The sequence below is a fragment of the Massilia sp. TSP1-1-2 genome, assembly GCF_049896185.1.
Lineage (GTDB): Bacteria > Pseudomonadota > Gammaproteobacteria > Burkholderiales > Burkholderiaceae_D > Telluria_A.
On record NZ_JAFCTU010000028.1, the window covers coordinates 1 to 14,675 of the forward strand.

13 protein-coding genes are annotated in these 14,675 nt (G+C 62.1%); all 13 read right to left on the reverse strand.

The window, feature by feature from the left end; all coding sequences use genetic code 11:
• Window positions 1-75: 75 nt before the first annotated feature.
• Window positions 76-1,737 (reverse strand): hypothetical protein, encoded by a 1,662-nt coding sequence (locus tag ACP7BV_RS20525; RefSeq protein ID WP_426106425.1) that lies wholly within the window; start codon window positions 1,735-1,737, stop codon window positions 76-78.
• Window positions 1,730-2,962, reverse strand: a complete 1,233-nt coding sequence (locus ACP7BV_RS20530; protein WP_426106426.1) for an aKG-HExxH-type peptide beta-hydroxylase — start codon at window positions 2,960-2,962, stop codon at window positions 1,730-1,732. The genes ACP7BV_RS20525 and ACP7BV_RS20530 overlap by 8 nt, the downstream gene beginning before the upstream one ends.
• Window positions 2,963-3,023: 61 nt before the next feature.
• Entirely contained in the window at window positions 3,024-4,250 is a 1,227-nt protein-coding gene (locus ACP7BV_RS20535; RefSeq protein WP_426106427.1) for an aKG-HExxH-type peptide beta-hydroxylase, read from the reverse strand.
• Window positions 4,251-4,322: 72 nt separating this feature from the next.
• Window positions 4,323-5,534 (reverse strand): radical SAM protein, encoded by a 1,212-nt coding sequence (locus ACP7BV_RS20540; protein WP_426106428.1) that lies wholly within the window; start codon window positions 5,532-5,534, stop codon window positions 4,323-4,325.
• Window positions 5,535-5,607: 73 nt separating this feature from the next.
• Window positions 5,608-6,849, reverse strand: a complete 1,242-nt coding sequence (locus ACP7BV_RS20545) for a DUF6895 family protein (RefSeq protein WP_426106429.1) — start codon at window positions 6,847-6,849, stop codon at window positions 5,608-5,610.
• Window positions 6,850-6,853: 4 nt separating this feature from the next.
• On the reverse strand, window positions 6,854-8,098 hold the full coding sequence (locus ACP7BV_RS20550; RefSeq protein WP_426106431.1) for an aKG-HExxH-type peptide beta-hydroxylase: 1,245 nt from the start codon (window positions 8,096-8,098) through the stop codon (window positions 6,854-6,856).
• Window positions 8,099-8,135: 37 nt separating this feature from the next.
• The gene (locus ACP7BV_RS20555) at window positions 8,136-9,368 is read right to left on the reverse strand and encodes a radical SAM protein (RefSeq protein ID WP_426106432.1); all 1,233 of its coding nucleotides are present in this window, start codon (window positions 9,366-9,368) and stop codon (window positions 8,136-8,138) included.
• Between the two features lie 224 nt (window positions 9,369-9,592).
• Window positions 9,593-9,775 (reverse strand): hypothetical protein, encoded by a 183-nt coding sequence (locus tag ACP7BV_RS20560; protein WP_426106434.1) that lies wholly within the window; start codon window positions 9,773-9,775, stop codon window positions 9,593-9,595.
• Window positions 9,776-9,983: 208 nt separating this feature from the next.
• On the reverse strand, window positions 9,984-10,163 hold the full coding sequence (locus ACP7BV_RS20565; protein ID WP_426106435.1) for a hypothetical protein: 180 nt from the start codon (window positions 10,161-10,163) through the stop codon (window positions 9,984-9,986).
• Window positions 10,164-11,037: 874 nt separating this feature from the next.
• Window positions 11,038-12,327 (reverse strand): phosphate regulon sensor histidine kinase PhoR, encoded by a 1,290-nt coding sequence (phoR, locus tag ACP7BV_RS20570; protein ID WP_426106436.1) that lies wholly within the window; start codon window positions 12,325-12,327, stop codon window positions 11,038-11,040.
• A gap of 117 nt (window positions 12,328-12,444) precedes the next feature.
• Entirely contained in the window at window positions 12,445-13,134 is a 690-nt protein-coding gene (locus tag ACP7BV_RS20575) for a response regulator (protein WP_426106437.1), read from the reverse strand.
• Window positions 13,135-13,139: 5 nt separating this feature from the next.
• Window positions 13,140-13,847, reverse strand: coding sequence for a phosphate signaling complex protein PhoU (phoU, locus tag ACP7BV_RS20580; RefSeq protein ID WP_426106438.1), 708 nt, complete (start codon window positions 13,845-13,847; stop codon window positions 13,140-13,142).
• Between the two features lie 28 nt (window positions 13,848-13,875).
• A complete protein-coding gene (gene pstB, locus ACP7BV_RS20585) occupies window positions 13,876-14,670 on the reverse strand; it encodes a phosphate ABC transporter ATP-binding protein PstB (RefSeq protein WP_426106439.1) in 795 nt (264 codons plus the stop codon).
• Window positions 14,671-14,675 lie beyond the last annotated feature (5 nt).

Genomic DNA, 14,675 nt, shown 5'->3' on the forward strand with positions numbered 1-14,675 from the left:
CCTTGCTCCGCTTTTGTTCCTTGCCTCATGGCGATTTCGGAACATTTATAAACAACGAACTTCCAACTCAGGACACTAGCGCGGCGCCAGCAGGCGCGCGCGCACCGCCTCGATGTCGGCCGCATACCAGCGCGGCTGCGGCGGGACGGAACCGCAGTCGAGCAGCGCGCCGCTGCCATCGGCAAAGGCGAGCGGCAGTTTCGCCCGCTTGCGGCAGATGCTGCTCAGGCGCTGCCAGGTACGCGGATCCTTGAAGACGGGCAGGCCGGCGATCCGTTTCAGGTAGCTGGCGCCGCGCAGATGGCGGCAACTGTCCAACTGGTCGAAAATCACGCCATCTTGCTGCAGAAAGTAACTGCTCGCGCCGCAATCGCGCACCATCAAGCCTTCCACGGCGTGCTCTACCAGCACGTCTTTTTGTGCCTGGTTGAGCGGCCCTGGGCGGGCCAGCTTACTGTGCGAGAACAAATCGCGCCAGGCGCTGTGCATGCTTTGCTGGCTTCCCAACAGCGCCGGCAGCCAGCGCGCCGAGCACGGCGCCAGTGCGCCGCATTCGACCGTCCGGGCAAAATCGGGCTGTGCGCCCGCAGCCAGTTCGCGGTAGAACTGATTGATGCGCTGCAAGGCTGTCCCCGGACCCTGGCGCGAGCCCAGCGCGTAGACGTACAAGGGCAAACCGCAGCGGTATTCAAGGCGCCGTTGTGATTTTATCGCGGCCGCTACCTCGCCCCAGGGCGCCGCTCCCACGGCGAGCAGGCACTGCGCCAGCGCAGTGTCGAGTTCGCGCTTCGCCTGCGCCGGGCTGAGCCAGCCTTTTTCCAGGGCCAGCAGCCAGCGCAGCAATTCGGCGCCCCCTTCGTGGATCACCCTCGCTTCAGGGTAGACATCGACCGCGTCGCGCATCTGGAAGCGGTGGCTGAACTCATGCGAGACGAACATGGTTGCCAGCCTTTGGGTGTAGGCATCGGGCGTGCGCGGCCAGTTGTGCAGCACCAGGCGCACCACGTCCGACGCATCGCCCTCGACCCGCGGGCCGCCGGCGCCGGAGGGACGCGCCACGGCCAGCACCGGCATCCGGAACGGCGCGTCCGGCAAGGCGCGCCGATAGTAGGCGATGGTCTGCTGCGCCACCGTGCGGATTGCCGCGATGTTGGCGTCGCCCAAGGCGGGATCGAAATAGCTCAGCGGCATGTCGGGCACGCTTTCCAGCACGGTGCCCGAACGCAGCAGCAGCACCCCCACATCGCCCGCCCCTTCCAGCGCCGGCGTAAAAGCTTGGTAAAGCTTGCCGCCCAGTGCGATGTGCGCCGCCTTGAAACTGTACTGTAATGGGCCGCAGCGCTGGTCGAGCGCAAAGTTGCTGGTGTGAGTGAACGCGGCCTGCCCTGCGCCGAAGGAAAACGCGGCCGGGTAGCCGCTGGTCTTTTCCGTGCTCAAGGGCACCCGGAACCGGATCGCATCGCAGTCGGTGGTGCCGCGCGTCAATGCGCGGGCGTCAGCCGCGCCGCAGGCGTCTTGTGCGCGCCAGCCGGCACGCTCTTGCGCGGTCTTGTCGAATCGAAGGCTGGCGCAGTGCGGCGGCAGGCGATAGGTGATCAGCAGTGCATCCTCGGCGCCGGGCGCCGGCGCCTGGTCCGTGGCGAACGCCACGTCGATGCCGACCTGCGCCCCCGCCCTGGCTGTCAGCAGGCAGATGGCGAGGCCCGCGCACAGGCGCTTCCAGCAAGGCTTAGCCATCGTGGACGGCAGGCGCGGGCACCGGCGCCGGGCAGATCTCATGGCCGTGCCGGCGCAGCAACGCAGCCTGGGTCTGGAACAGGCGCACGCCCGCGTCGCTGAGCTGCGCGTTGCCATGCAGGTGGCGCGCCAGGCTGCGCGTATGGGCCAGCGTCGCGCCCAGTTCGGCGCTGTAGCGCGGCGCCGCGCTGCGACGCAACAGGTCGCACCATAGCAGGCTCATGTTGGCGCTCGCGTGAAACGCCAGCAAGATCAGGTAGAGCGGACGGTGCTGGCGTTTCAGGGAGGAGTAATAGAGTGCATCGTCGTGCCCGTTCCGGACCAGGGGGATGACGCTGTTTAGCAAAAGAAAGTGCTGGTGACTGACTTCGTGCACGATCGCTTCGGCCAGCGCCTCGCGGTTGAGCGGAAAGCCACAGCTGACGATGCCCGCATGGAAAATATTACTGCCGCTATTGTGCTGGTCCGGCTCGACCATCGGCGTGGCGCACACCCCGCGCAACATCGGCGCGATCCAGGCCAGGTAGGCCGGGTCAGCCTGGTCCAGCAAGGCCAGGGCGTCCTCCAGCGCGGCCGCCGGCGCGCGCAATGCGCTGGGCGACGCGCCCGATTGCCTGCGCGGCCAATCGATCACGATCTGCGCATTGGCGTCAATACCGGCGCCGTCCCAGCGCTGCAGATAGATGTGCGCCAGCGCGTCGCTTTGCAGAAAGCATGGCGCACTGTAGCGCCATGCGGCGTCGATTGGCGCGCCGCCTTCCAGGCGCCATCCGTGCGCGCCGTGCAGCAACGCCAGCGCCGACAGGTTGGCGCGTGTGAGCACCACCCGCCGCGCGCTGGCCTCCACCGTTACCGCGCCGTAAAGCTCGAACACATGGCCGCCCATGCTAAAGCGCTCCGGGGCGCCCAGCACGCAGTGCCAGCGCGCGCCGATACCGCGCGCATGCAAGGCCAACAGCAGTTGCATCACCGCCTCCAGCATGGCGGCCTGGCCCAGATGCTTGAGGACGACACCGATCTCCGGTTGCCACCAGAGCACATCGGCGGCCAGCTTGAGCTCGCCAAGCCGGCAGGTATCCCACAACGCTTGCGCGCTCGGCTGTGCGGCCAGTCGGGTGCGCAGGCGCTTCATGACGGCGATCTGGAACGCCCCCGCCAGGGCAGCGCCGCCGGCGCCGCCGTCAAACGTGTGCGGCGACGCCGCCTGCATCACCAAGTGCTGCATCGTTGCCATCCTCCATGACACCTGCATGCGCAAAGCCAGGCACAGCGCACCGCTCGCACGGCTATGCCTCGCCCATCACGATCCCGCGCTCGCGCAGCAGGCGGCACTGCGATTCAAACATGCCGACCCCGGCTTCGGTCATGTCGTCCGAGGTGCGCAGCACCTTGACCAGTCCGTGCCCGTGCTTGAGCATCAAGGCCATCTGGTCCCGGTTGGCCGGGTCGGCGTCGCCCGTATTGGTAATGAAGTCGTGCCAGAACAGCACCATGTTCGCCACCGCATGAAACGTCAGCAGGATTTTTTCAATGTTCCGGTTCTTGCCTTTAAAGGAAGAAAAATAAATTTCCTGGTTCCGGCCGGCCTTTACCAGCGGCACCACTGCGTCGGCCAGCATGAAATGCTGGTGGCTCATTTCATGGACGATGACTTCGGCCAGGAACGGGGTCGACAAGGGAAAGCCACAGCTAAAGACGCCTGGATGCCATGAAAAACTGCCGCTCTGGCGCTGATTGTTGTCCACCAGCGGGCCCGGACCCATGCCGCGGAACAAAGGCTTAATCCAGGGCAGGTAATACGGCGCCGTTTGCGCGAGCAACTGCATGGCTGCGGCGATTTGCGGCGCCGACCGCGCCGCGAACTGCGCCATGTCCCCTTCCAGCTGGCGTACCGGCCAATCGATAATCATTTCCGGCACATCGTCGGCGCTCGGTTCGATATACGACTGCAGGTAGACGCTTTCAAACCCGCTCTGGGTCAGAAACACGGGCGCACTATACTTCCAGGCCAGGGTCGTGGGGCGTTCGCCCTGCAAGCGCCAGTTGCCTTCCTGGCGCTCGAAGACGAGCTTTTCCAGGCCACTGTCGTGCCGCACAATGGCGATCTGATCGGCACTGGCCTGCACTGAAAATGCGCCGTCGACGTCGAACAGATGGCCTGCCATGCTCAAGCGTAGCGGCGCCGCAATGCGGTGCCCCCAGTGCGCACCCACGCCCAGCGCGTGCAGTGCGAACAGGCCGTGGATGACGGCGTGTTCGACATTGTTCGCGCTCATGCAAGCCAGTACCGCGCCAATTTCCGGCTGCCAGCAACGGGCCGTGACGGGCAGCGCGGAGTCGCTCAGTGTCTTGTACAAGGCGAACAGCTCGGCCGATGCGCGCGATCCGTCCGCTTCGGCCAGCTTGGCCAGGCGCTTGGTGACGCCTTTGTGGTATGCCGTGGCCAGCATATCGAGGTGCTGGTCGGTCCCGTACAGGTGTGGGGCGTAGCTGCCGATAACCAATTCTTTCATCGCGATGCTCCTCCAGTTTCTAGTCAGATGGTATCAAAGGGTGCTGCTACTCGTCTGCGCTACTCGCCTGCACTACTCGTATGCCATTTCCAGGCGCTGCTCCATGGCGTCGGCGCCGATGCCGCCCTTGATCAGACTGTCGGCGAGGTAGGCGTACACGCGTTTGAGCGACTTGCAATAGACAGAGGGGTTGTCAAACCCGCGCGCCCCGGAAAACCGGTTCTGCGGCGCGCCGCCGCGGCAAACGCTGCGCCACACGCAGCTCTGGCATGGCTGGGGCAACTGCCGCTGCGCCCGCGCCAGCTCCTGCCACTGGCTACTGGCGGCCAGCTCGGGCAACGTATTGCGCCCCACCTGAAAGCCCGTTTCCCGAAAGCGCGGCGCGAGCGTGCGCACGATGTCGTCCGGCGCGATGTCACCATTGCTCGACACCGTCATCAGCACGAAGGGATTGTATTTCCCCAGTGCCGAGGCGCGGCAGACTTGATCGTCCAGCAGCGGCCCGATGATCTCCTTGATGAAGCGAATCTCCACCCCGCGCCGGGCCCCGTCGGTCAGCCAGGCGTGGCAGATCTCGATCATGTAGTCGCCCACCGCGTCGATGAACGCAGCCGTCGCCTCGGGCGAATCGTGGTTCACATCGGGCATCAAGAAATTGATGTTGGTCGTGGCCAGGTCGTTCACAAAGTGGGCGTAAGTCTTGCGGGCCGACTGGCCGGGGGCGATCACGCACAACACCCCGGGGTTGGGCATGCGCCCCTCGTTCCCCGCCGCGTTCATCACATCCCAGCCGCGCCGCGTTTCGGTGTACGTGCCCCGCCCCTTTTTGGTAATGCGCGTCAGGTTATGAATCTCTTCCGGTCCATCGAAGCTCACGCCCATCTGGATCTGGTAGCGCACAAACAGTTCGACCCATTCCGGATCGACCAGCACGGCATTGGTCTGCATCATGAACTGCAGCTTGCAGCGGTGCGCCAGCGCCTCTTCCAGCCGCGTGCACATGCCACGGAACGTTTCCTTGCGCAACAGCAGTGGTTCGCCGCCATGAAATCCGATGTTCACCTGCTGCACAGCGCTATTGTCGATGGCTTCGCCCACGAATTCAATCAGGCCGTCGATGGTGTCGCCAAGGATGGTGGCGGGATGAATTTTAAACGTATCATCCCCGGCAAAAAAGAAGTAACAATAGGGGCATGCAAGGTTGCAACGTTCCGTCACTTTCAGCACGATGTAAAGCGATGTCGCGTTTGCCGCAATGACTGCCGGTGCGCCGGATGTGTCCACTGAAACTCCTCGTCGGTTAAATTGCACTGCTTGCCAGCCCGGCTGCGCCGGACCGCTGCTCTGTTGCGAACACTCATGCGCCATGGCCGTGCTCCTGGTAGCGCCGCAAGAATGTTTCACACGCGAGATCGACCGGCGCGAGTACGGCGCGCATGTCGATCTGCGCGTTCGATGTCGACATCTTGTGCATCTCATCGACCAGGTGGCCGAAATGACCGTCCCGGCGCTGGTTCAGGCGCACGAAGGCGGCCACGGCGGCCATCAGGCCGGCATCGAGGGGCACCTGCGCGTCCAGTCCGTTCAAGTGCGCCAGGCCGCTGACCAAATGGTATTGATGCAGCGCCGACAGGCACGATCCCATCGCCATCGCGCCCTCGCGCTCGCGCGCAGCGCTGTCGCGCCAGGCGGCGCTGCCGAACTCTTCCAGCAGCAACAGCGCCAGGCCCGCCACCAGCATGGCGTGGAACTTTTCGGCCCACTCGGCTTCCTCCGGGCACACCGCGAGAAAAGCTGCCACATCGATGCTGCGCTTGCGGCCCACGGTGCAGCCCTGGGTCAGCAACTCGGTGAGCAACTGGTCGAGCAGGATGAACGATTCGGCGCCCGGCTCAATGCCGTGTATCAGTTGCACCATGATTAGTTCAAGACCGAGATCAAGATCGTTGCAGGCCAGCGCGCGGCACAGCGCGCCCTTGACCGACAGCGCCAGGCCTGGATGTGTGGCGCCGGCGCAGTCCGGTAGCAGGAACTGATAGAACGCGGCGTGGGTCACGGCATAAAAGGCGTCCCGGTCGCCATATATGGGAGAAGGCGGCAGCGCCAGCGCCGACACCTTGAACAGATCGGCCGGGTCGAGCGGCGGCGCCACGGCGGCGTAGTGACACCCCAGCACCAGGTCAAGCTGGCGGAAGACCGTGCTGTCGAGGCTCCAAGCATACGGTCCGCTCAATGCCTGCCGCACGACGCTGACCTGGCGCTGGTCGAGCAGGCCGCTGTGCACCGCATAGCCCAGTGCGCAGGAATACATCAGCAGCCGTTCCGGGCGCCGCAGCGCCATGCTCACGTAATCGTCATTGATGCCCGCAGCGACGAGGTGGCGTATTTTTCCAATCGATTCAAGCTGGCGGTGCGGCAAGCGCTCTTGCCACATCAGGTACAGCGCCAGTTCGTTGAAGCATTTGCGGCGAAACAGCAGTTCGCCCGGGCTGTTTTGCTTGACAGGGTCGACCCGCGCGGCGGCATCGGCCAGCCAGGCTTGCACGGTTTCACGCGCCAGCCTGATGCGTTTGAACAGTTCCTGAGATGGCGTCTCCATCGGTTCAGGCCGCGCAGCCGAGCAGATCACCGCGGTTCAACAAGCCGCGCTCCTTCAACAGATCGCGCTGGGTCTCGAACATGGCTGCGCCGGCCGCGGTCAGCCCCGCGCTGGAAGCGATGACCGAACCCAAGCTATCGGTGTGATACAGCAGCTTGGTCAATTCGTCGGCGTACAGCGCAACCGATACGCCCGAATTGGCGTGCAGGTCATGCCAGAACAGCGCCATGTTGGCGGTGGCGTGATACGCCAGAAAGATTTTTCCCAGAGGCCGTTGCTTCATCTTGAATGAGGAGTAAAACAAGGGCTGCTCGTCCTGTTTTTTTACAAGCGGCGTGACCGCGTCCAGCAACAAGTAATACTGATGACTGAACTCGTGCACCAGGATTTCCGCCAGGTACGCCGCCTTCAGTGGAAAGCCGGCGCTGATGACGCCCAGATGATTGGGGAAACTGGCGCTGACCCGGACCCCCGGCTCATACACCGGACAAGCGGCAATGCCACGCATCACCGGCCGCAGCCACGGCAGATAGCGCGCGCCGGCAACGTTGAGCATGTCGAGCGCCTCGCCCATTTGGGCGGCCGCCTGCTGCGCCAACTGGGTGCAGTGCGCATCGGCCGGCTGCGGCGGCCAGTCGACCATCAGGTCGTCGCCGGGCTGGTGGCCGCCAGGTAGCAGCCATGGTTGCACATAGCATGTCTCAAAGCCGGCGTAGCCGACAAAGGCGGGGGCCGCGTAGTCCCAGGGCGCCTCTGCCGTCCCCTCAAGGCGCCAGCGACCACCCTGATGCGCGAACCGGAGAGGCGCGCAGGCGCCGTCCGCAACGCTACAGTGCAGGCGCGCGCCGTCGCCCGCCACCTCCACCGTCCCATGCAGGTTGAAGATATGCCCGCCCATGCTGACCCGGAGCGGCGCGGCCAACGACAGCGACCAGGTGCCGGGCACGCCGAGCGCGTGCAGCGACAGCAGTGCGTGCACCACCGCTTCAAGCGGCTGGCCTTGTTTCATGCGCTCCATGCAGGCGCCCAGCTCGGGCTGCCAGCAATTCACGGTGCGCAGCTCCGCGCGGCCCAGCATCTCGGTGCAGCATGCGAACAAGGCTTGCGCGGCCGGGTCGGCAGCGACACAGCGCGCCAGGCGCTTGATGACGCCTTTGGCAAAGGCTTCGGCAAAGGCCGCGAGCGACGCATCGCTCTGGTAAGCCTGCGGCGCGCTGCTGGACTTGATCAACGATATCAACGAACTCATGTTTTCCCTGACTGTGTTCTCTGGCGCGACTGTGCGCTTACGCCCATTGGGTTTCCAGGCGGCGCTCAATGTGTTCGATCGGGTAGCCCGATGCCACGACCTGCTTGGTCACGTGCGCAAAAAACCGTTTCAGCGAAGGGCAATAGACGGACGGGTTGTCGAAGCCGTTTTTCTCGGAGAAGCGGTGCTGGTAGGCGCCGCCGCGGCAGATATTTTTCCACACGCAGCTCTGGCATTGTTGCGCCAGTGTGCGCTGCGCACCGTCGAGTTCCTGCCATACGGGACTGTTTTGCACTTCGTCATACTGGCTGTGTTCTACGTTAAAACTGAAGGTGCGAAAGCGCGGATCGAGCCCGCGGATCACGTCGTCGGGAGAGATTTCGCCATTCGACGACACGACGAACTGGCCGAGCGGCTCGTATTTCGATGTTGCCGACCTGCGGCACAGCTCGTCGTCCATGAGCGCGCCGATGATTTCGTCGATCCAGCGCACCGTCACTTTGATTTTGCGGCTGGACAGTTCGGCCCAGGCATTGAACACGTCGATCAGGAAATCGCCGCACCCGTTGATATAGCGTTCGTTCGCGTCAGGCGAATCATGGGTCATGTCGGGCAGCAGAAAGTTGACACCGGTAACTTGCAACTCTTCCGCGAAGTGTTTCAGGATTTTCGATCCGGACTGCTGCGGCGAGACGACGCACAGGATGGTCGCCGACGGGATCACGCCGTCCGCCATGGCGCGGTTGAGCAGGTTCCAGCCGCGCCGCGTCTCGGCGTAGGTGCCCTTGCCTTTTTTGGTAATGCGGAAGATATTGTGGACGGCTTCATCGCCGTCGATGCTGACCCCGACGCGTACTTGAAAGCGCGAAAATACAGCGACCCACTCGTCGTTGACCAGTACCCCGTTGGTCTGCACCACCAGCATCAAGTCGCACAGGGGATCGAGGGCGGCGCGGAACTGCGCGCACAGCTCGGCAAATTTGTCGACCTTGAGCAGCAGCGGTTCGCCGCCGTGCAGGCCGAGCCGCACTTGCCACACGCCCGTCTCGATCACTGCCTTGCGGATGAACGCGATCACCTCGGTAACGGTACCGCCGGCGATGACGGGCGGGTGCGCCTTGTAACTTTCATCACCACTGAAAAAGAAATAGCAGTAGGGACAGGCCAGGTTGCAGCGCTCGGTGACCTTCAGGATCACACTGAGGAAATGCGGTTTAGCGGGAGCTGCCAGGTTGGCGTCGCAGCGTTCGGACAATGTCAAATTATTCAACAGAAACCTCTGAGAAATGAAATAGTCAACCACGCCGCGAACCGACGACGCCTCATGAACCCGGCTCGGTGGCCAGTCAGAACGACTTATAGGTAGTGCCTCTACAGCGCGCATGTCCGGGCGGCGGCCGGTCAGTCGAATGAGCCCGGCAGTCCCGGGGCGCCCGGGTGACATCCCTGCCTTCAGGCGGAAACGGCAGAGATGCCATTTCCGCCGCTTGCTAATTATTCAGCTGTTGGCGAACGCGTTGCGTTTTTCGAGTGGGTGGCGCCGATCTGCGAGTAGCCACCGCCGGCCACGTTATCGAGCTCAGCTTCTACGATGTCGCTCAGCGACTCGATATCGACTGCATTGACGTCTTTGTTCTCTTCTTTCGAGTCTTTGATTTCTTTGTTCAGATTGGACATCTTGAATCTCCATAAGTAAAAAAAACAGGCCGCGGCCCGACGTAATTCCCGTCACAGAATGCGATGGGAAGATTGCTCATGCAAAGCATGTCACCACCTGGGAACCGCCCGCATCGCGACGCTGCCCGCGAAGGCAAACGGGCGCTGTTCAGCCGGCATCCCATCCTGATGGCGCAAGCAACGTGCGTCGCTTGCGCCGGCAGACTTGTTATTCAGCTTCCATCGATACTGCATTTTTCGAGTGCGTCGCACCGATCTGCGAATAGCCGCCACCGGCGACGTTGTCCAACTCCGCTTCCACGATGTCGCTCAACGACTCGATGTCAACGGCGGTCACTTCTTGATTGCTTTCTTTCGAGCTGTCGATTTCTTTGTTCAGATTGGACATCTTGTATCTCCATGTGGTGAAAAAAAGGCCGAAGCCCGGCGCAGACCCGGCGCGTAATGCGACGGGACTATTACTCAATACTGAGCAATTCGAAATAAGGAGTTAGGGTGTCGCCGCGCCGGATGGTGTCGACTGGCCGCGGCCGCGCTTGGCGTGATTTCTTTTTTTACACAAACTGGACATCTTGCTCTCCATTGCGGTGAAAAAAATAGGCCGGAGCCCAACACACTTGCATCGCAGGACGCGATGAAGGTAGTGCTTGAAACGAAAGCGGTGCGACTCCAGGACACTCGGCACTGATGAGAGCTGCGCACGTTTTCCCTAGAAGGCAAGGCCGTGCGATTGCGCTCAATGCTCGAGCAATTCCAGGTGGGGGAAGGATTACAGTGTCAGCGCGACGGCGTAGATCGATCGGCGGGAGCCGCTGTTGGCGCGAATTCTTTTTTTACACAAACTGGACATCTTCATCTCCATTGCGGTGAAAAAAACAGGCCCGAGCCTGACGCCACTCCCGTGCCCGATGGACCGAGATTGCGGCTGAACGCTCAATTCGACAACGCATGCCCGAGGCGTGAGGCCCGCGCTATTGCGTTGCTATCTACTCATGTGAATGAAACTTTAACATTGGTACTTACATAAATCAAGAAGGTTAAATAGAAATTTTTTTCATTTAACAACGCGATTTCTGCCAGTAAAAATGTCAAGATTACCTTCCAGGCAGCATTGCTACTCTGCGAAATATTAGGCTGAAAAATCTTATGATGCAAGCATTTTATTTATATAACATTTCCGCGTACACCAATGGAATTCGGGTCGCAGTTGTGGTATGGACACGCCCCTCATGCGCGGGCACCCGACAACATGGCGGCGACGCTTATGCGACGGCGCTTTGCGCAAGCGTGACGATGAAGCTGCTGCCCTTGCCCGCTTCCGACGTGATGGTCAGCACACCGCCATGGCGCAGCAGCACATGCTTGACGATCGCCAGCCCCAGCCCGGTGCCCTGCGTCTCGCGCGAGCGACTCTTGTCGACCCGGTAAAAGCGCTCGGTCAAGCGGGCAATGTGCACCTGTTCGATGCCGATGCCGGTGTCCGAAGCGATGAACTGCGGCCCCTCCGCCGAATTTCTCCAGGTCAGATGAATGCGCCCGCCCGCCCCCGTGTAGCGCACTGCGTTCGAGGCCAGGTTGCCAAAGGCGCTGCGCAACTCCTCGGCGCTGCCCTTGATGTCGGGCCCCTCGACGCTGAACGTGACGTCATGCTTGCCGGCCGACAGCGCCCGCGCTTCGTCGGCGACGTCGTCCATCATCTGCTGCATGTTCACCCGCTCAGGGCGCAGCGGATAGTCGACCGATTCCAGGCGCGAGAGCGTGAGCATGTCTTCGATCAGGCGCTGCATGCGCCGGCCTTGTTCGGTCATCAGCTTCAGGTGCGAGGCGCGCGTGGGCGCGTCCAGATCCGGTTCGAGGGAAGCGATTTCCAGAAAGCCAACGATCACGGTTAGCGGCGTGCGCAGTTCGTGCGAGGCGTTGGCGATGAAGTCGCGCCGCATTTCCTCGATGCGCTGGGTTTCGGTGGCGTCGTGCGTGACCAGGATCTGGCGCCGGTTTTCAAACGGGATGATCTGGCAAATCAGCTTGCGGTCGCGCAGCGCCAGCGTCAGCGGCTGCTCGTAGCGGCCGAGGATGATGTAGTCGATAAAGGCGGGATGGCGGATCAGGTTGGTCACCCGCATGCCCTTGTCCTTTTCCAGCGTCAAGCCGAGGTGGCGCTCGGCGGCCGGGTTGCACCATTCCAAAAATAGCACGTCGTCCATGATCGCCACGCCGTCGGGCAGCAGGTGCATGGCCTGGCGAAAGCGCGCCAGCCATTCGGTCAACTCGGACTGGTTGCGTTCATCGTCGCGGCGCAGGCGGTACAGGCGCGAGAAGATGTTGGTCCACGAGCCCCAGCCGTCAGGCAGCGTGGCACTGTGCGGGTGGTCGAGCCATTCGCCGAGCTGGTTCAGGTAGTTGAGCTGGGTGACCAGCATCACGAACATGGCGACCAAGGCCAGGCCCAGGCCCCAGGCCGCGCCGAACAGCCAGCCCGCCACGGCGGCGCCGAGCAGGGTAAAGGCCAGGCGCAGCAGTGCGGGGATCCAGAAGGTGAGTTTGGGGTTCATGGGGGCTTAAGTAAAATCATCCGCCATATCGTCCTCGCGAAGGCGGGGACCCATAGAACATTTGCTCAGAGCAACCGTTCTATGGGTCCCCGCATTCGCGAGGACGATGTGAGGGCGCTATTTTTGGGACAGCATGTAGCCCACACTGCGCACGGTGCGGATCAAGCCTTCGGCTTCTTTCAACGCCTTGCGCAAGCGTAGCACGTGGACGTCGACGGTGCGCTCCTCGATCACGGCATGGTCGCCCCACACTTTGTCGAGCAACTGGCTGCGCGAGAACACGCGTTCCGGGTGCGCCAGCAAAAACTTGAGCAGCTTGTATTCGGCATGCCCGATATCGATCTTGCAGTCTTCGATAAACACGGTGCAGCTGACCGGATCGAGCTTGACGGCGCCGGCGCTCAGCGGCGCTTCGGCATGCTCCGGACTCTTGCGCCGCAACAGCGCCTTCGAGCGGGCCAGCAGTTCGCGCGGCGAAAACGGCTTGGTGACGTAGTCGTCAGCGCCCGTGTTCAAGCCGGCGATCTTGTCCTCTTCCATGCTCTTGGCGGTCAGCATGATCACGGGAATGGCTTCGAAATTGCGGTCGGCGCGAATCCGCGCCAGCAAGCGCAGGCCGGTCTGGTCGGGCAGCATCCAGTCCAGCAGCACCAAGTGCGGCGCCTTGTGCAAAATAAATTCCCAAGCGTCGGCCACGTTTTGCACCGAGCACACATTCCAGCCCGTTTCGCGCAGCGAGAAGGTCACCAGTTCGATAATGGCAGGCTCGTCTTCGACGATCAGGACGGTAGTTTTTTCAAGCGCCATCGTACTCAAGCCGCCGGTTGGTCTGGAACGGGCGCGGCCAGCTTGGTATGCCGAATATCCTTGCCTTCAACGACGTAGATGACGTATTCGGCGATGTTCTTGGCATGGTCGCCGATCCGCTCGATGGCCTTGGCCACCCACAGCGTGTCGAGCGCCGACGAAATGGTGCGCGGGTCTTCCATCATGAAGGTGATCAGGGTGCGCATGATAGACTTAAATTCGTAGTCCACCACGGCGTCCTGCGCGATCAGTTGCAAGGCTTGCTTGCCGTCCAGCCGCGCAAAGGCGTCCAGCGCATCGTGCAGCATGTCGGACGTGGAGGTAGCGATCGCGCGCACCATTTCATAGTGATTCAAGCCGGGCACGCCGCGCGAGTGCAAGCTCTTGGCCGTGCGCGCGATTTTCGACGCTTCGTCGCCGATGCGCTCCAGGTCGGTCAGCACCTTGACGGTGGCCATCACGGTGCGCAAGTCGTTCGCGGTCGGCTGGCGGCGAACAATCAGGTGGCTGCAAGCATCGTCGAGGGCCACTTCGAGCTGGTTGACTTCGTCGTCGTCGGCAATCACCTGGTCGGCGCGCTCCGGGTTACCAATGCGAAAACAGGTCATGGCCTCAAGGAACTGGCGCTCGACGATGCCGCCCATCAGCAATACCTTGGAGCGGATGGTTTCTAGTTCGTGGTCGTACTGTTTGGATGAATGCTCGCCAATCATGCTGCTCTCCGTATTATTTTGTAGTCAATCAGCCGAATCGGCCGGTGATGTAATCCTGGGTTTCCTTGCGCGCCGGGTTCATGAAGATCTGGTCGGTCTCGCCGAATTCAACCAGTTCGCCCAGGTACATATAGGCCGTGTAATCCGAGCAGCGCGCCGCCTGCTGCATGTTGTGGGTGACGATGGCGATCGTGTAATCCTGCTTCAGTTCGCTGATCAGTTCTTCCACCTTGGCCGTCGAGATCGGGTCCAGCGCCGACGTCGGTTCGTCGAGCAGCAGCACGTCCGGCTTGACGGCAACGCCGCGCGCAATGCACAGGCGCTGCTGCTGGCCGCCCGACAATGACAGGCCGCTCTTGGTCAGCTTGTCCTTGACCTCGCCCCACAGGGCGGCTTTTTTCAGCGCCCATTCGACGCGCTCGTCCATTTCGCCCTTCGACATGTTCTCATACAGGCGCACGCCAAAGGCAATGTTATCGTAAATCGACATGGGAAACGGGGTCGGCTTCTGGAACACCATGCCGACCTTGGCGCGCAGCATGTTCACGTCCTGGCTGGCGTCGAGGATATTCTTGCCGCGGTAAATGATAGAACCCTCGGCGCGCTGGCCGGGATACAAGTCGTACATGCGGTTGAGCGTGCGCAGCAGGGTCGACTTGCCGCAGCCGGACGGTCCGATGAAAGCGGTTACCTGCTTGTCGTGGATGTCCAGGTTGACGTTGGTCAGGCTCTGCGTTTTACCGTAGAAGAAATTCAGGTTCGAGATCTCGATCGTCTTGCTCTTTGGCGACTCGGTAGGGATCGGTTTTGGCATTGGGCTCATGGCAA